We start from the raw sequence: 20,951 nt of genomic DNA on the forward strand, positions 1-20,951 counted from the left end.
GTGCCGGCAGGCCCTTTTTATGCGATTAATGCAGCAGCACGGGCTGGCTCATCAGCACGTCGTAGCTGCCCAGGAATTCATCGATCTCCGCCATGGTCGGTTCGTTGGCGATCAACTCATTGACGTCGCGACGGAAACTCTGCGCCAGCACGCCGGCGATGAAGATTTCGCGCTTGCCGCCTTTGTCGACGATTTCATACCCTCCGAAGCGCAAGGCCTCCAGGTTCCGGTCCGCGCCGAATTCAACAACACTGTATTGCTCGCTGTTGTAGATGAGGTTCATTTTGCATCCTTTCACAAGGGGCGAAACACCTGCGTTTCCGCCTTCAACCCTTAAATAGGGTCAAAAACGGGCCATTTCAAGGCCAATCAGCGGGCTGGGGTTAGGCCGCGATGTCGTCTTGCAAATCCAGCAAGGCCGCGTAGGGCGCCTCGGACAACCAGGAACGCAGCTGTTCCAGATGCTCGGCGGAGGCCAGGCTGAGGTAGAGCCGCGCGGGGGGACGGCGCAGCACACGGTTCAATGTTACTCGCAAAATCAGATTACCGCTGCAATGCAGGCAGCCTGGTGCGATACGCAACACTTGCGGCACAATTTCGTAAGGGAAAGGACCATCCGCAGGATCAAAGGATAACGTCGAACCGCCGTCCGACAAACCCTCCAGAATGATGACGCTGGCCCCCTCTTTTGGCAGGTGGGCCGCGATGGCCGCCTCGCGCGCGCCGGCGCGGGAGCCGGTGACCAGCCAGGTTGGCACCGGCGGCCGGTGATGGGCGGCGCCGGGGTCGACTGGACTGGCCACGCTAGCAATCACTAACTCAGGCGCCCTTCTTTGCCAGTTTGCCCGGCTCCACGCCCAGCTGCTTGAGCTTGCGGTACAGGTGGGTACGCTCGAGGCCGGTCTTCTCGGCCACGCGCGTCATGCTGCCGCCCTCGCGCCCCAGGTGGTGCTCGAAATACATGCGCTCGAAGGCGTCGCGCGCCTCGCGCAGCGGCAGGTCGAACGACAGGTTGAACATGTGGTTGTCGGCGCCGGCCACGGTGGCGCCGCCGCGCACGGCGATCGCCGCCGAGGCGGTCGGCTGCACGAACCCGCTCGCCGCCGATTCCTCCGGCTGCGCCACCACCACCGGGCGCTGCGCCAGCGCCGGCGCGCGCACGGTCTCCTGCGCCCGCGTCAGGCCGGCCTGCACCGCCTTCAGCAGCTTCTGCAGGGCAATCGGTTTTTCCAGGAAGTTCAGCGCGCCGATGCGCGTGGCCTCCACCGCCGTGTCGATGGTCGCGTGGCCCGACATCATGATCACCGGCATGGTCAGCAAGCCGTCGCGCTGCCATTCCTTGAGCAGCGTGACGCCGTCGGTATCGGGCATCCAGATATCGAGCAGCACCAGGTCCGGCGCGCCCTGGGCCCGCGCTTCGCGGGCCTGCTGGGCGTTTTCCGCCAGTTGTATTGCGTGTCCCTCGTCGCTCAAGATTTCCGAGAGCAACTCGCGGATACCCATTTCATCGTCAACAACCAGAATGTTTGCCATCTTCCCTTGTCCTCATTTCGCCGTCTATCGACGGCAATGATTTTTGTAGTTCATAGCACTTCAGCTATTTTGCGACGCCGGTGCTAACTTTAACAGCAAAATCAACACTGACGCGCCACTTCTATCGACATGGTTCTGGATATCGATCCGTCCGCCATGTTCCTCGATAATTTTTTTCACCATCGCCAGCCCGAGGCCGGTGCCGCGCGCCTTCGATGTCACGTACGGTTCAAACGCCTTGGCCAGGATCTTCGGCGCGAAGCCGGGGCCGTTGTCCGAGATCGCCAGCCGCACCGCCACGCGCTGTCCGCCGTCCGCGCCCTGATAATGAATGGCTTCGGTGATCACGTCAATCCGTGCTTGCGGTGCGCCGTCCGGCAGCTCGGCCATGGCGTCCTGGGCGTTCTGCAGCAGGTTGTGGATCACCTGCCGCAGCTGGGTCGGATCGCCCATGATCAGCGGCAGGCCGGGCGCCAGCGCCGGGTGGATGATATCGTTGCCCTCGCCGCTGATGTACAGGTGCAGGATCTCGTCCACCAGCGCGTTCAGGTCGAGCGGCTCGAGCACCGCCGGCGGCGTCTTGGCGTAGTCGCGGAAGTCGTCCACCATGCGCTTCATGGCCGCCACCTGGTTGACGATGGTGGCGGTGCCCTTGTTGAGCAGCGCGGCGTCGACCGGCATCAGCTTGTCCTCCAGCTTCATCTGCAGGCGCTCGGCCGACAGCTGGATCGGCGTCAGCGGATTCTTGATCTCGTGCGCCAGGCGGCGCGCCACCTCGCCCCAGGCGATCGAGCGCTGGGCCGAGATCACGTCGGAGATATCGTCGAACACCACCAGGTAGCCGCTGCCGCCCTCGACCGGCAGGCGCGAGCCGCGCGTGAGCAGGGTCAGGTCGTTGCCCTCCACCCCGGCGGCCGCGCGCGGCACCTCGATCTGGCGCTGCCAGTGCAGGCGCGCGATGTTGCGCCCGGCCGCCGACTGGGCGTTCTGCGCGGCGAACGCGGCCACGATGGCGCCGCCGAACTCCTGCAGGCCCTCGATTTCATCGAGCTTCTGGCCGATCATGGTGACGCCGGCCTGCTGCAGGATGCGCTCGACCGAGTCGTTGCAGCTGATCAGGTGGAACTCGTGGTCCAGCACCATCACCCCGGCCGACATATTGGCCAGCACCGACTCCAGGTGGGCCTTGGCGTTCTGCAGCGCCGCGCGGTTGCGCTCGACCGCGCTGCGCGCGTCCGACAGCTGGCGCGTCATGGTGTTGAACGACTGCGTCAGCGTGCCCAGCTCGTCGGAGGTGGCGACGATGGGCCGCGGCGACAGGTCGCCCTCGGCCACCGCGCGCGTGCCCTCGGCCAGCAGCAGCAGCGGCTGGGCCAGGTCGCTGGCGATCAGGAAGGCGCTGGCGATGGCGCCAAACACCGCCAGCAGCAGGGTCAGCGTCAGCGTCACGATGTACATCTTGCGCAGGCCCTCGCGGGCGTCGAAGCGTTCCTTGTAGTCGGCGTAGGCGGCGCGGATGGTTTCGCCGTCGGCCGCCAGCTGGGCCGGCGCCAGTTGCAGCAGTTGCAGGTAGCGCGGCGCCAGGTGGGTGCCATTGGGCTGCACATGGTCGGGAATGGCGATCAGCACGCGCAGGCGCAGCTGGTTGACGGCCTCGGCAGGCAGCGGCGCGTTGACCAGGTCGCTGTGCAGCTCGTTGCCGCCCTCGGGCGCGCCGTACACCTCGTCCTTCTTCACCTTGGCCATCATGGCGCGGGTCGGCAGGTCGGCGCTGAGGTTGCCGCTGCGGCTGGCGCGCGCGCTCACCACCAGCCCGCCCTCGGCGTCGACGATGATGGCGTTCTGCATGCCCGGCTCGTTCTTGACCAGCGCCGCCAGGGTGGCGCGCTCGGTGCCGAACGGGCGGTCGGCCAGCTCCTGCACGGTGCGGCTGGCGGTCTGGGTCAGCTCGCCCACGGCGCGGTCGAGGCCGGCGCGCGACAGGTTGATGCCCGACTCCAGCGCGGCCTCCACCGGCACGTTGAACCACGATTCGATCGAATGGGAAACGAACTGCACCGAGACCAGGAAGATCACCAGCCCCGGCAGCACGCCGATGCCGGCGAACAGCAGCACCAGCCGCGTCATCAGCTTGGAGCCGAACTTGCCGGCCTTGTAGCGCGCGTACAGGCGGAACAGCGACACCACCACCAGCAGCAGCAGCGCCACCGCCACCGCCGCGTTCAGGCCCAGCAGCCAGCCATAGTAGCGGTCGAAAAAGCCGGAATTATCGGAGGCCGAGGCCAGCAGGAACAGCAGGATGCTGACGATGCCGCCGCCCACCACCGAAAAATACCGCAGGGCAGTCTTCACTTACTCGGCCCTGTACTGGAAGGATTTCTTGTCGGACGCCAGGCGCCACTCGTTGTTGTTCAGGGCGTTGACCTTGAGCGGCTTGGGCACGTAGTTGGGGTCCAGCCCCATGCTCAGCTTGACGTTGTAGACCTCGCCCACCTTGAGCGCGCCGCGCGGCGCCACCAGCCAGCGGTTGGGGCGGCGGATCAGGAACAGGGCGTCGTCGAGCGAGGAGAAACTCTGGTGCACATTGCCGCTGATGGCCACGTTGTACTGGCGCGTCAGCACGTTGTAGGACAGGCTGATGGTCTGGCGCGCGGTGATGGCCTTCTCGTCGAACCAGTACCAGCGCGGGCGGGTGAATTCGATCTCGGTGTAGAAGTACAGGGTCTTGCCGTATTGCAGCGCGTCCTCCATCTCGCGGCTCAGCTCGAAGCCGTAGGTGGCGGACAGGCGGTAGCCGTCCTCGGTGGCCTCGACCAGCGAACGCCGGATTTCCACGCCCTCGGACGCGCGCGACGCCAGCGGCAGCAATGCCAGCAGCATCAGCAGGGATCCGATCAGAAGTCGAAAAAATCGTCGTGTCACGTGTGGGCCGGTACTCAAGAGGTTACGCATTTTTCTCAAACAGCGCGTAGAACAAACCATCGTGATCCTGCCCGGAGCCGCCGGCGGGGAGCAATTGGCCGGGCGCATCCAGTCGGACAGCCTGGTTGCGTACAGCAAACGCGGCCGCCTGCGCCTCGGATTCCTGCGGCCACAAGGAACATGTCACGAATAGCAATTTACCACCCGGTGCCAGCATCTGCCAAAGGTTGTCCAGGATTTTTCCGGAAAGTGTTGCAAGTTGGAGCGTGTCGCCCTTGCGGCGCAGCCAGCGGATATCCGGGTGGCGGCGCACGATGCCGGAGGCGGTGCACGGCACGTCGGCCAGGATGCGGTCGAACGGTCGGCCGTCCCACCAATCTTTATTTTGCGCATCGGCCGGCTTCAGCGTGGCCTGGAGCCGCAGGCGCTCGAGGTTCTCGCCCACGCGCGCCAGGCGCTTGGGATCGGCGTCCAGCGCGGTGACCTGGGCGTCGGCCAGCTCCAGGATGTGGCAGGTCTTGCCGCCGGGCGCGGCGCAGGCGTCCAGCACGCGCATGCCGTCTTGCACGTCCAGCAGCGGCGCGGCCAGCTGGGCGCCGGCATCCTGCACCGAGACCAGGCCCTCGCCAAAGCCAGGGATGAGTTGCACGCCGACCGGTTTGTCCAGGCGCACGGCGTAGGGGCCGATCTGGCGCGCGGCCATGCCGGCCTCGGCCAGCCTGGCCAGGTACTGTTCCATGCTGGTCTGGCGGGCGTTGATGCGCAGGGTCAGCGGCGGCGCCGTGTTGCCGGTCGCCAGCACGCCCTGCCAGTCCTGCGGCCAGGCGGTCTTGACGGCGTCGATCCACCACTGCGGATAGTTCCATTTCGCCACCGGTTGCAGCAGCGCCGTGTCCAGCAGCGCCTGGCGCTCGCGCAGGAAGCGGCGCAGCACGGCGTTGACCATGCCCTTGGCGCGGGCGGTGTCCGGGTGGGCGTCGGCGGCGGTGACGGTCTGGTCGACCACGGTGAATTCCTCGTACGGCGGCGTCTCGTCCGGCGCGGCCATCAGCGCCAGCGCGCAGGACAGCAGGGCCGACACCAGCGGTTCCGGGGCCTTGGGCGCCATCAGCGCCACCAGCGCCTCGCTCTGGCCGAGCTGGCGCATGGCGCGGTAGGCGATGTCCTGCATGGCGCCGCGCGCCTGCGGCGTGGTGTCCGGCTGCTTGGCCCACACCTGGGCCAGCGCCTGCGGCAGGTTGGTGCCGGTTTTCACCTGGGCGATGGCGCTGGCGGCGCCGATCAGGCTGAAGGCCAGCGAATCGGGCTTGAGGCGGGTCTGGAAACCGGTCTGCAACGCTGGTTTCAGGTCGCGCGCATGGCTGGCGCGCAATTTCGGCGCGGCCGGCTGGGGCTTGGCGGGCGACTTCAAAGTGAGCGTTGGACGCTTGTTCATATGCTAATTCCGGAATGGGTGACGGCTGTGATCGCGCAGTATACAGGAGAGCCTATGACAAGGCGATTACGACATATGTAAACACTTGTATCCGTTACGCTTGATTTGACACAAACATAGGCACGTTTTCAGGCGTAGTATCCGCATATGGCGACTCAAATAAAATCCGGATCCACTGCCGATCCCGTCCAGGCCCAACTGGCTGGCATCGGTGAACGGCTGCACCTTGTGGAAACTGACGTCGCGGTCATCAAATCCAATTACGCGACGCGGGAAGACATCGCAAAAACGCACGAGGCCATCGCCAAGCTCGAGGCCCGCCTCATCAAGTGGTTCGTCGGCACCGCCGTCACCCTCTCCGCCGTGGTCGGCACCATCGCGTTCACGGCGGCAAAGTTTGTCCACTAAGCTATAATTGCCGCTGTTTGGCCGGCGCCCGTGCGCCCGCCGTTTCCACCATCTGATGAATTTTTAAGCGCATGTTAGCCCAACAAAAACAAGACATTACCGCCCTGTTCCAGGCCGCCCTCGCCCCCATCCTCGCCGGCACCGAAGTGGTTGCCAACGTCGTGCTGGAGCGACCACGCGACCCGTCACACGGCGATGTGGCTTGTAACATCGCCATGCAGCTGGCCAAGCAGCTGAAAATGAACCCGCGCGAACTGGCCACCAAACTGGTCGACGCCCTGCTGGCCAACCCGGCCCGCGACGGCCTGATCGACACCGCCGAAATCGCCGGCCCGGGCTTCATCAACCTGCGCGTCAGCGCCGCCGCCAAGCAGTCGGTGGTCAAGACCGTGCTGGCGCAAGGCGCCGCCTACGGTTCCGGCGACGCCGGCAAGGGCAAGAAAGTCATCATCGAATTCGTCTCCGCCAACCCGACCGGCCCGCTGCACGTGGGCCACGGCCGCCAGGCGGCGCTGGGCGACGCGCTGTCGTCGCTGTTCGTCTCGCAAGGCTACGACGTCACCCGCGAGTTCTACTACAACGACGCCGGCGTCCAGATCCAGACCCTGGCCAACTCGGTGCAGGCGCGCCTGCGCGGCTACAAGCCGGGCGACGCCGAATGGCCGGAATCGGCCTACAACGGCGACTACATCGCCGACATCGCCGCCGACTTCAAGGCCAAAAAGACCGTGTCGGCGTCCGACGGCTCGCCGGCCACCGCCTCGGGCGACGTGGAAGACATCGAATCGATCCGCGCCTTCGCCGTGACCTACCTGCGCAACGAGCAGGACATCGACCTGCAGGCCTTCGGCGTCAAGTTCGACAACTACTACCTCGAATCGTCGCTGTACTCGGACGGCAAGGTGGACGCCGCCGTCGAGATGCTGAACAAGTCCGGCAAGACCTACGAGGAAGACGGCGCCCTGTGGCTGCGCACCGAGGACTACGGCGACGACAAGAACCGCGTGATGCGCAAGAAGGACGGCACCTACACCTACTTCGTGCCGGACGTGGCCTATCACATCGTCAAGTTCCAGCGCGGCTTCCACCAGGCCATCAACGTGCAGGGCTCCGACCACCACGGCACCATCGCCCGTGTGCGCGCCGGCCTGCAGGCCGTCAACGTCGGCATCCCGCAAGGCTTCCCGGACTACGTGCTGCACAAGATGGTCACCGTGATGAAGGGCGGCGAAGAGGTCAAGATCTCCAAGCGCGCCGGCTCCTACGTCACCGTGCGCGACCTGATCGAATGGTCGGGCGGCGGCGACATCACCAAGGGCCGCGACGCCGTGCGCTTCTTCCTGATCTCGCGTAAAGCCGACACCGAATTCGTGTTCGACGTCGACGTCGCGCTGAAAACCTCGGACGAGAATCCGGTCTACTACGTGCAGTACGCCCACGCGCGCATCTGCCGCATGCTGGAACAGTGGACCGGCGACGAAGCGTCGCTGGCGAATGTGGATCTGTCGCCGCTGACCGCGCCAACCGAAGCCGCGCTGCTCGCCACCCTGGCCGCCTATCCGGAAGCGCTGGCGCGCGCCCAGGCGGAACTGGGCCCGCACCAGATCGCGTTCTACCTGCGCGACCTGGCCGCCAACCTGCACAGCTTCTACTTTGCCGAGCGCGTGCTGGTCGACGACGAGGCGCTGAAAGCCGCGCGTATCGCGCTGATGGTCGCCACCCGCCAGGTGCTGCGCAACGGCCTGGCGCTGATCGGCGTTTCGGCTCCCAACAAAATGTAATCGCGAAGGACATCCCGCACAATGAATTTCCGCTCCAGCTTTACCCCACGTTCGCAACAGCAGGGAAACACCTTCGTCGGCATCGTTATCGGCCTGGTCATCGGCCTCAGTATCGCGGTCGTGGTGGCGCTGATGATCACCAAGGGATCGACGCCGTTCACGGACAAGGGCCACCCGAGCAAAGCGGCGGAACCAACTGCGGGACAGATCGCCGATCCTAACAAGCCGATGTACGGCAACAAGGACGCGGCACGCGAAGCGGCCAAGGACTTCGCCAAGGACCAGCAGCCGGCGCCCGCCGCCGCGCCGGCCACGCCGGCGGCGCCAAGCAAACCCGCGGCCGACCAGCTGCAGGCCATGGTCGACAAGATCCAGGGCACGCCAACCGCGCCGGCCGCGGCGGCCAAGCCGGCCGCGCCAGCCGCCACGCCAAATGCCGCCAACGTGGCGCCGCAGCCGGTAGCCAAGGCCGCCGATGCCGCCGCCGGCGACGACAAATTCATCTACTACCTGCAGGCCGGCGCCTTCCGCGAGGTGGCCGACGCCGAAAGCGCGCGCGCCAAGCTGGCCTTGCTGGGCTTCGAAGCCAACATCTCGGACCGTTCGACCGACACCGGCGTGCTGCATCGCGTGCGCCTCGGCCCTTACAACCAGGTGGAAGCGATGAACAAGGTCCGTAGCAAGCTGTCCGAAAACGGCATCGACGTTGCCGTTGTGCGTAACCAGAAATAAGGAGTAACGATGCGCTTCCTGAAATTCGCCTTGCCGGCACTGGTGCTGAGCGCCGCCGCGCTGACCGCCGTGGCCTCCCCGGCCGATCCGAAGAACGGCGTGGAATACAAGACCCTGGCCGCGCCGCAGCCGGTGGACACCGGCAAGAAGGTCGAGATCATCGAGTTCTTCGACTACGCCTGCCCACACTGCGCCGCCTTCGACGACTCGCTCAACGCCTGGGTGAAAAAACAGGGCGACAACATCGTCTTCAAGCGCATGCACATCTCGCGCGCCGGCACCGATCTGCCGCAGGAAAAAATGTTCTTCACGCTGGAGGCCATGGGCGTGCTGACGCCGGAGCTGCACAGCAAGGCCTTCAAGGAGATCCACGTCAACCGCAACCCGCTGCGCCGCGACGAGCAGGTGTTTGAGTTCATCGCCAAGCAGGGCATCGACAAGCAGAAATTCATCGACACCTATCGCGGCTTCGGCGTGGCCGGCCGCGTGCGCAAATCGACCGCCATGATGGACGCCTACAACGTCGACTCGTGGCCGATGCTGGCGGTGGACGGCAAGTACCTGACCTCCCCGACCATGGCCGATGCCGGCGTCAACGCCGCCAAGACCGAGGCCGACCTGCACGGCGAAGTGACGCAAGTGCTGGACGTGCTGGTCGCCAAAGCCAAGGCAGAGAAGAAGTAGGCATGACGCCTTTGCGCGTCTTCATCACCGGCGCCTCCAGCGGCCTGGGCGCCGCGCTGGCCCGCCAGTATGCGGCGCAGGGCGCCACGCTGGGCCTGCTGGCCCGGCGCGGCGAAGCGCTCGCCGCCCTGATCGCCACGCTCCCCAATCCACAGCAGCACCGGGCCTACGCGGTGGATGTGCGCGACCACGCCGCCATCAACGAGGCGGCGCAGGCCTTCCTCAGCGCCGCCGGCGGCGTTGACGTGGTGATCGCCAACGCCGGCATCTCGGTCGGCACGCTGACCGAGTATGCGGAAGACATTCCGGTCTTCGCCGAGATCATCGCCACCAACGTGGTGGCCACCGCCGCCACTTTCGCGCCCTTCATCGCCGCCATGCGCGCGCAGCGCACGCCGGGGCGGCTGGTGGGCATCGGCAGCGTGGCCGGCATCCGCGGCCTGCCGGGTGCCGAGGCGTACAGCGCATCCAAGGCGGCGGTGATCAGCTACTGCGAGTCGCTGCGGCTGGAGATGAAGCCGCACGGCATCCGCGTGGTCACCATCTGCCCCGGCTACATCGACACGCCGATGACGCAGAAGAATCCCTACCCCATGCCGTTCCTGATGGACCCGGACAAATTTGCCGTGCAGGCCGCGCGCGTGATCGCCGCCGGCCGCAGCTACGCCGTCATTCCTTGGCAGATGGGGATCGTCGCCAAGGTGCTGCGCCTGCTGCCGAATCCCGTCTACGACTGGGCCTTCGGTAAGGCGCCGCACAAACCTCGTCAAGCGCGCCATGAGTAACTTGTCCGCCCAGGCCATCAGCGCGCACTGCGCCACCTCCGCCACCCACGTGGCGATTGAAGTCGTCGCCGAAACCGGCTCCACCAACGCCGACCTGCTGGCTCGCATTGGCAGCTTGAACGGCCCGCTGCTGCGCATCGCTGAGAACCAGACCGCAGGCCGGGGCCGCGCCGGCCGTGCGTGGCTGTCCAAGCCTGGCGCCGCGCTGATGTTCTCCCTGGCCTGGCCCTTCAAAGGCCCGCTGCACAAGATGAGCGGCCTGCCGATGGCGGTCGGCGTGGCGCTGGCCGAAACCATCGTCTCGCTGGGCGTGCCGGTGCGGATCAAATGGCCAAATGACCTGCTGCGTGATGGCGCCAAGCTGGCCGGCATTCTGGTCGAAACGCAGAAAACCGACGACGCCATCTGGGCCGTCATCGGCTGCGGCATCAACCTCGTCATGCCGGACGAACTGGAAGCGGCGATCGGCCGCGAAGTCGCCAGCGCGCCATGGCTGGCGCAGATGGACCGCAACCAGCTGATGGCCGCCCTGCTCAGCCGCCTGGCCGCCGTGCTGGCGGAATTCGACGATACCGGCTTCGCGCCGTTCACGGAACGCTGGAACGCGCTGCACGCGTGGCAGGGCCGGGACGTGGTCCTGCTGGACCAGGGCGCCGTGCTGCAACAAGGCCGCGCTGTCGGCGTGGACCACATCGGCCGTCTGCTGCTGGACACCGGCCAGGGCCGCGTGGAAATCCTCTCCGGCGATGTATCGCTGCGCTTATCGGGAGCACCAACATGATTTTACTGATCGACGCCGGCAACACCCGCGTCAAATGGGCGCTGGTGGCGCCGGACGCGCCGCTGGGCGACTGGACCGCGCACGGCGCCGCCAGCCACGCCGACATGCCGCAACTGGAACTGGTCTGGTGCGAGGCCGCCGCCATGCATGGCGTCAGCCGCGTGCTGATCGCCAACGTCGCCGGCAACGCCCTGCGCGTGCAGGTGGAATACGTGCTGCAACGCTGCATGCCGGAGGCGCCGGTGGAGTGGTTCGCGTCGCTGCCGGCGCTGGCCGGCCTCACCAACGGCTACCGCAATCCGGCGCAGCTGGGTTGCGACCGTTTCGCCGCCGCCATCGCCGGCCACGCGCTGGCGCCGGGCGTGGCGGCCATCGTGGTCAACTGCGGCACCGCCACCACCATCGACGCCGTCACCCCGGACGGCCTGTTCCTGGGCGGGATGATCCTGCCTGGACTGGGCCTGATGGCCAGCTCGCTGGCGCGCAACACCGCGCAGTTGCCGCAGATCGCCCAAGACGGTAAGCTGGCGGATGGATTCGCGGACAACACCGACGACGCCATCCTGAGCGGCATCCTGGCCGCGCAGAGCGGCGCCATCGAACATGCCTGCGCCCAGCATCAGGCCGCCGAGTGCATCATCTCGGGCGGCGCCGCGCCCTACATCGCGCCGATGCTGAAAGTACCGTACCGTATCGTTGAAAACATCGTGCTGATCGGATTACACGCTGCCGTGCGCAGCGCCGGATAGAGGAACACCCTGTGCTGAAGTTTATTTTCTGGTCCCTGCTCGCCGTGAACGCCGCGCTGTTCGCGTATGGGCGCGGCTATCTGGGCCACTTCAGCGGCAACGAGCACGAACCGGAGCGGCTGCTCAATCAACTGAACGCCAACAAGCTGACCATCATCCCGGCCGAAAAAGCCAACGCCGCCAGCGTGAGCGCCACCGCGCCGGAAGCCAAGCCGGAAACGCAGGCCTGCGTGGAGATCGCCAGTTTCGTGCTGGCCGACGCGCGCCGTTTCGAAAGCCAGCTGGAAGCGCTGAAACTGGGCGACCGCCAGTCGCGCCACAACCTGCCGGGCACCGAGATATCGAGCTATATCGTTTATATTCCGCCGCAAGGCAGCAAGGAAGGCGCCGACAAGAAGGCCGGCGAGCTGCGCGCGCTGGGCATCACCAATTACTTCGTCATGTCCGATAACACGCCGCTGCGCTGGGGGATCTCGCTGGGCGTGTTCAAGACCGAGGGCGCGGCGCAGAACCAGCTGGCGGCGTTGATGAAGCAAGGCGTGCGCACCGCGCGCGTGGCGCCGCGCATGAGCGGCAGCAAGCTGCTGGCCTTCCAGTTCCGCGACGTCGACGCCGACCTCAAGGCCAGGCTGGAAAAGATTCGCGCCGGCTTCCCCAACGCGGAACTGCGCAACTGCAAATAATCAGCGCTGCACCACGATGGGCTTGAGGCCCAGCGATGTCGGCAGCCCTTGCGCCGCCTGCTGCGCTTCCTGCCGCGTGGTGAACGGACCGCTGAACAGGCGGAACACCGAACCGCCCTGCACCACCTCCAGTCCATTCAGTTTGCTCGCCAGCTTGCCGCGCACGGCGTCGGCATTTTCCGCGCGCGAGTAGGCGCCCAGCTGCAAATAGAAGCCGCCCGCTGGGGCGGCGGGCGCCGCGTAGTCCGCCGGCGCGCGGTCGGCCAGCATCAGCGTCTCGATATCCTTCGGCGGGCCGGCCGGCGCCGACGGCGTCAGCACCAGCGGCTGATTGATCATGGTGGCGGTCACGGTCGGTGTCGGCGCGTTGGAGGCCTGCGCCAGGCGATCCTTGGGCTGCGGCGTCAGGCGCGCCTTGGCGCTGCCCGATATGCCATCGCGCGTGGCCAGCATGCGGTCGATTTCCTCCGGCAGGATGCGTTCGATTTTCAGTTCGTGGCTGCCCTTGCCCAGCAAGCCCAGTTTCAGGGCCGCCGTGTACGAGACGTCGATGGCGCGGTTGGCGTGGAACGGTCCACGGTCGTTGATGCGCACGATCACGGTGGCGCCGCTCAGCATATTGGTCAGGCGCGCGTAGGAGGGAATCGGCAGCGTGGGATGGGCCGCCGTCATCTTGTACATGTCGTACAGTTCCCCGGAGGAGGTACGCTGGCCGTGGAATTTCTTGCCGTACCAACTGCCGATGCCGATCTGCGTGAACGGTTCGTCGTTGGTGATCGGCGTGTAGGTCTTGCCGAAGACGACATAGGGACGGTTGGAGCGCGGCAGCAGCGGATCGTTGCGCACGTCTGCGTCCGGCGTGTCGGCCAGGTTGGGCGGCGGCGAGTCGCCGGGACCATCGTCCTGGTAGTAGCCGCCACGACCCGAGTTCGCGGGCGGCAGCACCGGCAGCGACGGATCGGGCTTGGTGGTGGACGGCGATTTGATCACCGGCCCGCCGGTCTGCACGGGACGCGGCGCCGGCTGCGTGGCCACCGGCGCGCTGCCGCAGCCCACCAGTGCCAGCGCCGTGGCCATGGTGGTCAGATTGATAAGATGAAGACGTGAGAAGCGCATAGGCCGAGATAGTATCACCGATGACGCTGCACACTCATCAGGATACCGCCTCCGAGACCGAGGGTCATCAAGGCCGTGCCGCCATAGCTCATGAACGGCAGCGGCACGCCCACCACCGGAATAATCCCGCTCACCATGCCCATGTTGACGAAGGCGTAGGTGAAGTAAATCATGGTGACGGCGCCGGCCAGCAGGCGTGTAAACAAGGTCGGCGCATTCATGGCGATGGTCAGGCCGCGCCAGATCAGTAGCAGGTACAGCACCATCAGCACCAGGTTGCCAAGCAGGCCAAACTCCTCCGAGAACACGGCAAAGATAAAGTCGGTGGTGCGCTCGGGGATGAATTCCAGGTGGGCCTGGGTGCCGTGGGTCCAGCCCTTGCCAGTCACGCCGCCGGAGCCGATGGCGATCATCGACTGGATGATGTGGAAGCCCTTGCCCAGCGGGTCGTGATACGGATCGATCAGCGTCAGCACGCGGTCGCGCTGGTAGTCGTGCATCACGGCCCACAACAGTGGCAACGCGGCCGCCGCCAGGCCGGCCAGCACGCCCAGCGCGCGCCACGACAGGCCGCCGAGGAAGATCACGTAGGCGCCGGCCGCCGTCACCAGCAGCGCGGTGCCAAGGTCCGGCTGGCGCGCGATCAGGCCGGCCGGTATCGCCAGCAGCAGCGCGGCGATCACGTAGGTCTGCCAGCGCACATGTCCCTGCTCGCGCTGGAAGAACCACGCCAGCATCAGCGGCATCGCGATCTTCATCAACTCGGAAGGCTGGATCTGCGTGCCGACGTACAGCCAGCGGCGCGAGCCGCCCTTGATTACGCCAAACAGCGCCACCGCCACCAGCAGCGCCACGCCGACCGCGTACACCGGCACCGCCATCCGCATCATGGTCTGCGGCGGGATATTCGCCACGATCCACATCACCAGCACCGCCGCCGCGATATTGCGCAGCTGGTCCCACACCTTGCCCGGAATGGCGATGCCGGCCGAGTACAAGGTGATCAGGCCGACCGACAGCAGCACGCCGATGATCAGCGCCAGCGGCACATCGAACACCAGCACGTAGGGCTGCACACGCTGCCACAGCGAGCGTCCATCCGCAATCGCCATCAGGTCTGCACCAGTTTGCGGTGGCGCTGGATGCTCATCAGGATGCCGGCGCCCAGACCCAGCGTCAGCAGCGCGGTGCCGCCATAGCTCATGAACGGCAGCGGCACGCCCACCACCGGCAGGATGCCGCTCACCATGCCCATGTTGACGAAGGCATAGGTGAAGTAAATCATGGTGACCGCGCCGGCCAGCAGGCGGGTAAAGAAGTTGGGCGCATTCCCGGCGATCATCAGGCCGCGGCCGATCAGCATCAGGTACAGCACCATCAGGATCAGGTTGCCGATCAGGCCAAATTCCTCCGAGTAGACCGCAAAGATAAAGTCGGTGGTGCGCTCGGGGATGAATTCGAGGTGGGCCTGGGTGCCGTGCGTCCAGCCCTTGCCGGTGACGCCGCCCGATCCCACCGCGATGGTGGATTGGATGATGTGGAAACCCTTGCCCAGCGGGTCCGAGGTCGGGTCGATCAGCGTCATCACGCGCTCGCGCTGGTAGTCGTGCAGCACCGACCAGATAATCGGCAGGCTGGCCGCGCCGGCCGCGAACAATCCCACCAGCGCCTTCCACGCCAGGCCGGCCAGGAAGATCACGCAGAAACCGGCCGCCACCACCAGCAACGCCGTGCCCAGGTCCGGCTGGCGCACGATCAGGCCCACCGGCACCGCCAGCAGCAGCGCCGCGATGGCATACGACTGCCACGTCAGGTGGCCGGCGCGGCTCTGGAAGAACCATGCCAGCATCAGCGGCGTGACGATCTTCATGAATTCCGACGGCTGGATATCCACCACGCCAATGTGCAGCCAGCGCCGCGCGCCCAGCTTGATGGTGCCGAACAGCGCCACGCACACAAGCAGGAACACGCCGAAGGCGTATGCGGGAACGGCGATCCGCATCATCATCTGCGGCGAGATGTTCGCCACCAGCCACATGACGAAGAAGGACAGCAGGATGTTGCGTACCTGGTCCTCCATCTTGCCCGGGATGCCGATGCTGGCCGAATACAGGGTAATCATGCTCACCGTCAGCAGCATGATAATGATGAGCGTGAGCGGGCCGTCAAACACGGTGAAGTAGGGTCGCATGCGACGCCACAGCGAACGTCTTTCGTGTATGCGCATGATCGGAACTCCTTATTGTTTCTTCCGCACCGGCGCCACCGGCTGCGCGGCCGGCGCGGCGGCGGGCGTGGGCGGCGGCGCAGGCGGCGGCGCAGGCTCGCGGCGCGCTTCGGCCGCTGCGGCGGCGGCTTCGGCGGCCTCGGGATCCTCGATCGGCACGAATTCCGCCGCGTCCTCCTTCGGCACCTTGGTGGTCTCCTTGTCGGTCGGACGCTTGCCCAACAGGTAGAAGTCGAGCGCCTTGCGCGCGATCGGCGCGGCGATCTCCGCGCCCCAGCCGGCGTTTTCCACCACCATGGCCACCACGATCTTCGGCTTGTCGGCCGGCGCGAAGGCGGTGTACAGAGCGTTGTCGCGCAGACGCTCGGCCAACGCGGCGGCGTTGTACTTCTCGTTGGCCTTGATGCCCACCACCTGCGCCGTGCCGGTCTTGCCGCCGGAGGTGTAGCCGGCGTTGGCGAAGGCGCGGTAGGCGGTGCCGCCCGGCTCACTGTTCACGCCCACCATGGCGCTCTTGATGATGTCGATGTTTTCCTGCTTGAGCGGGATGCGGTAACTTTCGCTCGGCACGGTGAGCTTGCGCGCGCGCGTGCCGCCGTCCTCGATGATCTTCACCAGGTGAGGCTTCATCACAATGCCGTTGTTGGCCAGGTTGGCCATGGCGTGGGCGATCTGCAGCGGGGTGTACGAGTTGTAGCCGGAGCCGTTGGACACCGAGATGGTGTCGCCGCCAACCCACTTGCCGGCGTTGCCCTTGAAGCGCTTGCGCTTCCACTCTTTCGACGGCAGCACGCCGGTCTTTTCGTTATCCAGGTCGATGCCGGTTTTTTCACCGAAGCCGAATGGCTTCATGAAGGTGGTGATGGCGTCGATGCCCATGTCGTTGCCGAGCTGGTAGTAGTACGTATTGCAGGACACGATGACCGAGCGGCGCAAATCGACGTTGCCGTGGCCGCCCACTTTATCGTCGCGGAACTTGTGGCCGCCGAGATAGAAGTAGCCGGGGTCCGGGTACGCGGTGGCCGGATTGCGCTTGCCCAGTTCCAGCGCGGCCAGCGCCATGAAGGGCTTGAAGGTGGAACCCGGCGCGTAGGTGCCGGACAGCGGACGGTTCACCATCGGCCGGTCCAGCGAGGTATTGAGTTCGTTCCAGCTTTGCGAGTCGATGCCGTCGACGAACAGGTTGGGGTCATAGCCGGGACGCGAGACGTAGGCCAGGATGTCGCCCGTCTCCGGTTCGATGGCGACGAAGGCGCCGCGCCATTCGCCAAACGCTTCTTCCACCACCTTTTGCAGTTCGATGTCGATCGACAGGATCAGGTTATTGCCCGGCGTGGCGGGCGTGCGCGACAGAGTGCGGATGGCGCGGCCGCCGGCCGATACTTCCACTTCCTCGTAGCCGGTCTGGCCGTGCAGCTGCTTTTCGTAGCTTTTTTCCAGGCCCTCTTTGCCGATATGGTCGGTGCCCTTGTAATTCGGGCCGTCGTCGGTGGCCTCGATGGCTTTCACTTCGTTCTGGTTGATGCGGCCGATGTAGCCGATCACGTGCGAAGCGGTTTCGCCCAGCGGGTACTGGCGAAACAGGCGCGCCTGCACTTCCACGCCGGGAAAGCGGAAGCGCTGCGCGGTGAAGCGCGCCACTTCCTCGTCGGTCAGGCGGGTGCGCAGCGGCACGCTTTCAAAGCCTTTGGATTCATCCAGCAGCTTCTTGAAGCGCTTGCGGTCTTTTACGTCCACCGTCACCAGCTTGGACAGCTCGTCGATGGCTTCGTCCAGCGTGGTGTGCAGCTTGGACGGCGTGATCTCCAGCGTGAAGGCGGAGTAGTTGCGCGCCAGGACCACGCCGTTGCGGTCCAAAATCAGACCGCGGTTCGGCACGATGGGCACGATGGCGATGCGGTTCTCTTCCGCTTTCACGGCGAAGTCGCTGTACTTCACGACCTGCAGCCAGATGAAGCGCAGCAGCAGCATCGCGAAGCAGAAAAACACCAGTCCACCCAGCACCGTCAGGCGCAGGCGGAACTGCTGCAGTTCGCGCTGGTTGTCCTTAATTTCAGTCATGCTATCGACGCGGTATCAAATCAGATCGGGCGGGTATGGTCGCGGTCCACCGCGCGGCGTTGTGGCGCCAGCAGCAGCCAGGTGGTCAGCGGCCATAGGGCCGACGCCACCACGCTTTCGATGAAGTAGAACCAGCCTGGGAATTTGCCGGACACGAAGAAGCGCACCACCAGTTGTACCGACTGCGCCATCAGCAACAGCGGGAACACGTGCATGGCCTGGGTCCAGATCGGGAACCACAGCACCCGGCGGTGCAGCATGATGGCGAAGTACGACAGCAATGTGTACGACAGCGCGTTCTCGCCCAGCAGTGTGGCGTCGTGCACGTCCATCAGCAGGCCGAGGAAGAAAGCGGTGCCGATGCCGACCTTGCGCGGCTGGTGCACACCCCAAAACACCAGCACCAGCGCCACGAAGTCCGGCACGCCGATGAACTGGCCCCAAGGCAGCAGGTTCAGAAGAAAGGCGCAGAACAGGCTGAAGGCGATGAACAGCGGGCTGACCGGCAGCAGGATGTAATGCGGACGATTCATCGTGCCGGCTCCTTGGATTGATTGGCGTGCGGCGCGGCCGGTGCGCCAGCTGGCGCGGCGGCGGCGGACTTGGTGCCCGTGGCTGCGGGGCCGGCGGCTGGCGCGACGGCGGACTTGGCGCCGGCAGCCGCTTGACCGGTGGCTGGCGCGGTCGCGGCGCCTGCGGCATCGGTGGCGGCAGGCTTGGGCGCGGGCGGCGGCATCACGGGCATCAGGCCGGGGGCGCCATTCGCGGCCGGCGCGGCGGCCGGCACGGCGCCGGCGGCTGCCGGCTGGCCCTCCTCTTTCGGCACATCCTTGATCGGCGCCATCTTGTTATTGTGCTTGCGCGGCGCGCGCGGCTCCTCATCCGCCGGACGTGGAGGCATGTCCGGCGTCGACATCAGGATCAGCAGCTGCGTGTTGTTCATGATGCCGGCCAGCGGCTGGCAGATCACACCGCCGAACGAGCCGCCGGCGCTGTTTTCCACCTGCGTCACGCGCGCCACCGCCAGCCCGGCCGGATACACGCCGTCCAGGCCCGAGGTGACCACGATATCGCCCACCTGAATATCCGCATTCGGCGCCGTGAAGCGCAGTTCCAGATTACCGGCCTTGCCGCGTCCATAGGCCACGGACCGCAAGCCATTGCGCAGCAGCTGCACCGGAATCGCCTGCTCCTTGTCGGACAACAGGGTCACCTCGGAGGTGAACGGGAACACCCGCGTCACCTGCCCTACCACGCCCTGGTTGTCGATCACCGGCAAACCCAGCGTCACATCATGGCGCGTGCCGCGATCGAGAATGATCTTGCGGCTGTTGACGTCGCGCGCATCGTACAGCACATCGGCCAGCATCGACTTCACCGGCAGATGCTGGCGCGCCTCCAGCAGGCGGCGCAGCTGCGCGTTCTCGGCGGCCTGCAACTGCGCCTGCTGCAAAGCCTGCGAACTGAGGATCTGCTGGCGGCGCAGCTCGCGCACCTGCTTTTCCATCGACGACAAGGTGGAGAAATAATCGCCGACGCCGTAGATGGCGTCGCGCGGCAGCAAGGCCGCCATTTGCAGCGGATACAGCACGGTGCCGGCCACCTGGCGCACCGTGGTCAGGGTTCGCATATGCGAATCGACCAGCAGCAGTGCAATCGATATGCACGCGAACACCGTCATCTTGACCCGCGCCGAGGCGCCTTGCTTGAAAAGTGGCGGAGGACTGTATTCCATGACTTCCAATAAGCATCGGGGCCGCTGTTTCGCGGCCCCGTTTTAGTCAGATCATTCGTAGGAGAAGATCGAACCCAGTTGGTCCATCCGCTCCAGCGCCATGCCGGAGCCGCGCACCACGCAGGTCAGCGGATCTTCCGCCACCAGCACCGGCAGGCCGGTTTCCTCCATCAGCAGGCGATCCAGGTCGCGCAGCAGCGCGCCGCCGCCGGTCAGCATCATGCCTTTTTCCGCGATGTCCGCGCCCAGTTCCGGCGGGGTCTGTTCCAGCGCGTTCTTCACGGCCGAGACGATGTTGTTCAGCGGGTCGGTCAGCGCCTCCAGGATCTCGTTGGACGAGATGGTGAACGAGCGCGGAATACCTTCCGACAGGTTGCGGCCCTTGACTTCCATCTCCTTGACTTCGGAGCCTGGGAAGGCCGAACCGATGGCTTTCTTGATCGCTTCCGCAGTCTGCTCGCCGATCAGCATGCCGTAGTTGCGGCGGATGTAGTTGACGATGGCTTCATCGAACTTGTCGCCGCCGACGCGCACCGAACCTTTGTACACCATGCCGCCCAGCGAGATGATGCCCACCTCGGTGGTGCCGCCGCCGATGTCGACCACCATCGAGCCGGTGGCGTCGGAGACCGGCAGGCCGGCGCCGATGGCTGCCGCCATCGGCTCTTCGATCAGGTACACCTGCGAGGCGCCGGCGCCCAGCGCCGATTCGCGGATCGCGCGGCGTTCCACCTGGGTCGAGCCGCACGGCACGCAGATGATGATGCGTGGCGATGGACGGAAGAATTTGGAGTCGTGCACCATGCGGATGAACTGCTTCAGCATTTGCTCGGTGACGGTGAAGTCGGCGATCACGCCGTCTTTCATCGGGCGGATCGCCTCGATATTGCCAGGCACCTTGCCCAGCATCTGCTTTGCTTCTTTACCAACCGCTTGAATGGTCTTCTTGCCATTCGGGCCGCCTTCCTGGCGGATCGCCACCACCGAAGGTTCATCCAGAACGATGCCTTGGCCGCGGACGTAGATCAAAGTATTGGCCGTGCCCAAGTCAATGGCCAGGTCGGAGGAAATGTAACGACGTAAAAAACCAAACATTAAAGTGTCCTGTGGCGCTACCAGTGTGCGCGTAAACCGTTAAGTGAAAATTCTGTCCGAATGCGGCGGCAGCAATGATTCGGCGCCGACAACGCATCAACCCGCCATTCTACCTTATAATTTGACTGCGATTTATCCAAAATCCATCCAAAAGTGCAGTGCCCGAGCCCGCGATTTAAGCGGCATTCGTCGCTAGTTGAAGACGAATAGGCAGATATTCAAGT

The 20,951-nt window shown here is 65.5% G+C and carries 21 protein-coding genes; 8 read left to right on the forward strand and 13 right to left on the reverse strand.

Annotation, left to right across the window (positions count from 1 at the left end; all coding sequences use genetic code 11):
* Positions 1–25: 25 nt before the first annotated feature.
* From FHW83_RS25995 to rsmB, 6 genes are all read right to left on the reverse strand, one after another.
* Complete coding sequence (locus FHW83_RS25995) at positions 26–283, reverse strand: DUF3567 domain-containing protein (protein ID WP_176649269.1); 258 nt, start codon at positions 281–283, stop codon at positions 26–28.
* 100 nt (positions 284–383) lie between these two features.
* Positions 384–803, reverse strand: a complete 420-nt coding sequence (locus tag FHW83_RS26000) for a GTPase (protein WP_176649270.1) — start codon at positions 801–803, stop codon at positions 384–386.
* A gap of 16 nt (positions 804–819) precedes the next feature.
* Positions 820–1,533, reverse strand: a complete 714-nt coding sequence (locus FHW83_RS26005; RefSeq protein ID WP_176649271.1) for a response regulator — start codon at positions 1,531–1,533, stop codon at positions 820–822.
* 60 nt (positions 1,534–1,593) lie between these two features.
* Complete coding sequence (locus FHW83_RS26010; protein ID WP_176649272.1) at positions 1,594–3,885, reverse strand: ATP-binding protein; 2,292 nt, start codon at positions 3,883–3,885, stop codon at positions 1,594–1,596.
* Positions 3,886–4,413 (reverse strand): DUF4390 domain-containing protein, encoded by a 528-nt coding sequence (locus tag FHW83_RS26015; protein ID WP_229224369.1) that lies wholly within the window; start codon positions 4,411–4,413, stop codon positions 3,886–3,888.
* 64 nt (positions 4,414–4,477) lie between these two features.
* The gene (gene rsmB / locus FHW83_RS26020; protein ID WP_176649274.1) at positions 4,478–5,890 is read right to left on the reverse strand and encodes a 16S rRNA (cytosine(967)-C(5))-methyltransferase RsmB; all 1,413 of its coding nucleotides are present in this window, start codon (positions 5,888–5,890) and stop codon (positions 4,478–4,480) included.
* A 147-nt stretch (positions 5,891–6,037) separates the two neighbouring features.
* Here rsmB and FHW83_RS26025 point away from each other — a divergent pair, with 147 nt between their 5' ends.
* The 8 genes from FHW83_RS26025 to FHW83_RS26060 all read left to right on the forward strand — a co-directional run bounded on the left by FHW83_RS26025 (position 6,038) and on the right by FHW83_RS26060 (position 12,493).
* Positions 6,038–6,298 (forward strand): hypothetical protein, encoded by a 261-nt coding sequence (locus tag FHW83_RS26025; protein ID WP_176649275.1) that lies wholly within the window; start codon positions 6,038–6,040, stop codon positions 6,296–6,298.
* A 71-nt stretch (positions 6,299–6,369) separates the two neighbouring features.
* The gene (argS, locus tag FHW83_RS26030) at positions 6,370–8,079 is read left to right on the forward strand and encodes an arginine--tRNA ligase (RefSeq protein WP_176649276.1); all 1,710 of its coding nucleotides are present in this window, start codon (positions 6,370–6,372) and stop codon (positions 8,077–8,079) included.
* Between the two features lie 21 nt (positions 8,080–8,100).
* Entirely contained in the window at positions 8,101–8,811 is a 711-nt protein-coding gene (locus FHW83_RS26035; RefSeq protein ID WP_176649277.1) for an SPOR domain-containing protein, read from the forward strand.
* Between the two features lie 9 nt (positions 8,812–8,820).
* Complete coding sequence (locus tag FHW83_RS26040) at positions 8,821–9,495, forward strand: thiol:disulfide interchange protein DsbA/DsbL (protein ID WP_176649278.1); 675 nt, start codon at positions 8,821–8,823, stop codon at positions 9,493–9,495.
* A 2-nt stretch (positions 9,496–9,497) separates the two neighbouring features.
* Complete coding sequence (locus FHW83_RS26045; RefSeq protein ID WP_176649279.1) at positions 9,498–10,280, forward strand: SDR family oxidoreductase; 783 nt, start codon at positions 9,498–9,500, stop codon at positions 10,278–10,280.
* Entirely contained in the window at positions 10,273–11,061 is a 789-nt protein-coding gene (locus FHW83_RS26050) for a biotin--[acetyl-CoA-carboxylase] ligase (RefSeq protein WP_176649280.1), read from the forward strand. The genes FHW83_RS26045 and FHW83_RS26050 overlap by 8 nt, the downstream gene beginning before the upstream one ends.
* Positions 11,058–11,810: a type III pantothenate kinase gene (locus FHW83_RS26055; protein WP_176649281.1), complete on the forward strand. Its 753-nt coding sequence runs from the start codon at positions 11,058–11,060 to the stop codon at positions 11,808–11,810. The genes FHW83_RS26050 and FHW83_RS26055 overlap by 4 nt, the downstream gene beginning before the upstream one ends.
* Positions 11,811–11,821: 11 nt before the next feature.
* Complete coding sequence (locus FHW83_RS26060; RefSeq protein WP_176649282.1) at positions 11,822–12,493, forward strand: SPOR domain-containing protein; 672 nt, start codon at positions 11,822–11,824, stop codon at positions 12,491–12,493.
* Here the strand turns inward: FHW83_RS26060 and FHW83_RS26065 are convergent, their stop codons facing one another.
* From FHW83_RS26065 to FHW83_RS26095, 7 genes are read right to left on the reverse strand one after another with little or no spacing between them, the layout of a single operon-like run.
* A complete protein-coding gene (locus FHW83_RS26065; protein ID WP_229224370.1) occupies positions 12,494–13,570 on the reverse strand; it encodes a septal ring lytic transglycosylase RlpA family protein in 1,077 nt (358 codons plus the stop codon).
* 53 nt (positions 13,571–13,623) lie between these two features.
* The gene (rodA, locus tag FHW83_RS26070; RefSeq protein ID WP_176649284.1) at positions 13,624–14,721 is read right to left on the reverse strand and encodes a rod shape-determining protein RodA; all 1,098 of its coding nucleotides are present in this window, start codon (positions 14,719–14,721) and stop codon (positions 13,624–13,626) included.
* A complete protein-coding gene (gene rodA / locus FHW83_RS26075) occupies positions 14,721–15,836 on the reverse strand; it encodes a rod shape-determining protein RodA (RefSeq protein ID WP_176649285.1) in 1,116 nt (371 codons plus the stop codon). Before rodA (FHW83_RS26075) ends, rodA (FHW83_RS26070) begins: the two co-directional genes overlap by 1 nt.
* Before the next feature lie 12 nt (positions 15,837–15,848).
* Complete coding sequence (gene mrdA / locus FHW83_RS26080) at positions 15,849–17,897, reverse strand: penicillin-binding protein 2 (RefSeq protein WP_176649286.1); 2,049 nt, start codon at positions 17,895–17,897, stop codon at positions 15,849–15,851.
* 20 nt (positions 17,898–17,917) lie between these two features.
* The gene (gene mreD / locus FHW83_RS26085) at positions 17,918–18,430 is read right to left on the reverse strand and encodes a rod shape-determining protein MreD (RefSeq protein ID WP_176649287.1); all 513 of its coding nucleotides are present in this window, start codon (positions 18,428–18,430) and stop codon (positions 17,918–17,920) included.
* Complete coding sequence (gene mreC, locus FHW83_RS26090) at positions 18,427–19,632, reverse strand: rod shape-determining protein MreC (protein WP_176649288.1); 1,206 nt, start codon at positions 19,630–19,632, stop codon at positions 18,427–18,429. The genes mreD and mreC overlap by 4 nt, the downstream gene beginning before the upstream one ends.
* A 51-nt stretch (positions 19,633–19,683) precedes the next feature.
* Positions 19,684–20,727: a rod shape-determining protein gene (locus FHW83_RS26095; RefSeq protein ID WP_072789105.1), complete on the reverse strand. Its 1,044-nt coding sequence runs from the start codon at positions 20,725–20,727 to the stop codon at positions 19,684–19,686.
* Positions 20,728–20,951 lie beyond the last annotated feature (224 nt).

The organism is Duganella sp. SG902, assembly GCF_013376005.1.
Taxonomy (GTDB): Bacteria; Pseudomonadota; Gammaproteobacteria; order Burkholderiales; family Burkholderiaceae_D; genus Rugamonas.

Excerpts from the sequence above, each read along its gene's own strand:
- FHW83_RS25995 (WP_176649269.1), bottom strand. The coding sequence starts at position 283 with ATGAACCTCATCTACAACAGCGAGCAATACAGTGTTGTTGAATTCGGC.
- FHW83_RS26005 (WP_176649271.1), bottom strand. The coding sequence starts at position 1,533 with ATGGCAAACATTCTGGTTGTTGACGATGAAATGGGTATCCGCGAGTTG.
- FHW83_RS26015 (WP_229224369.1), bottom strand. The coding sequence starts at position 4,413 with ATGCTGCTGGCATTGCTGCCGCTGGCGTCGCGCGCGTCCGAGGGCGTG.
- rsmB (WP_176649274.1), bottom strand. The coding sequence starts at position 5,890 with ATGAACAAGCGTCCAACGCTCACTTTGAAGTCGCCCGCCAAGCCCCAG.
- FHW83_RS26025 (WP_176649275.1), top strand. The coding sequence starts at position 6,038 with ATGGCGACTCAAATAAAATCCGGATCCACTGCCGATCCCGTCCAGGCC.
- argS (WP_176649276.1), top strand. The coding sequence starts at position 6,370 with ATGTTAGCCCAACAAAAACAAGACATTACCGCCCTGTTCCAGGCCGCC.
- FHW83_RS26035 (WP_176649277.1), top strand. The coding sequence starts at position 8,101 with ATGAATTTCCGCTCCAGCTTTACCCCACGTTCGCAACAGCAGGGAAAC.
- FHW83_RS26040 (WP_176649278.1), top strand. The coding sequence starts at position 8,821 with ATGCGCTTCCTGAAATTCGCCTTGCCGGCACTGGTGCTGAGCGCCGCC.
- FHW83_RS26045 (WP_176649279.1), top strand. The coding sequence starts at position 9,498 with ATGACGCCTTTGCGCGTCTTCATCACCGGCGCCTCCAGCGGCCTGGGC.
- FHW83_RS26050 (WP_176649280.1), top strand. The coding sequence starts at position 10,273 with ATGAGTAACTTGTCCGCCCAGGCCATCAGCGCGCACTGCGCCACCTCC.
- FHW83_RS26055 (WP_176649281.1), top strand. The coding sequence starts at position 11,058 with ATGATTTTACTGATCGACGCCGGCAACACCCGCGTCAAATGGGCGCTG.
- FHW83_RS26065 (WP_229224370.1), bottom strand. The coding sequence starts at position 13,570 with ATGGCCACGGCGCTGGCACTGGTGGGCTGCGGCAGCGCGCCGGTGGCC.
- rodA (WP_176649284.1), bottom strand. The coding sequence starts at position 14,721 with ATGGCGATTGCGGATGGACGCTCGCTGTGGCAGCGTGTGCAGCCCTAC.
- rodA (WP_176649285.1), bottom strand. The coding sequence starts at position 15,836 with ATGCGCATACACGAAAGACGTTCGCTGTGGCGTCGCATGCGACCCTAC.
- mrdA (WP_176649286.1), bottom strand. The coding sequence starts at position 17,897 with ATGACTGAAATTAAGGACAACCAGCGCGAACTGCAGCAGTTCCGCCTG.
- mreD (WP_176649287.1), bottom strand. The coding sequence starts at position 18,430 with ATGAATCGTCCGCATTACATCCTGCTGCCGGTCAGCCCGCTGTTCATC.
- mreC (WP_176649288.1), bottom strand. The coding sequence starts at position 19,632 with ATGGAATACAGTCCTCCGCCACTTTTCAAGCAAGGCGCCTCGGCGCGG.
- FHW83_RS26095 (WP_072789105.1), bottom strand. The coding sequence starts at position 20,727 with ATGTTTGGTTTTTTACGTCGTTACATTTCCTCCGACCTGGCCATTGAC.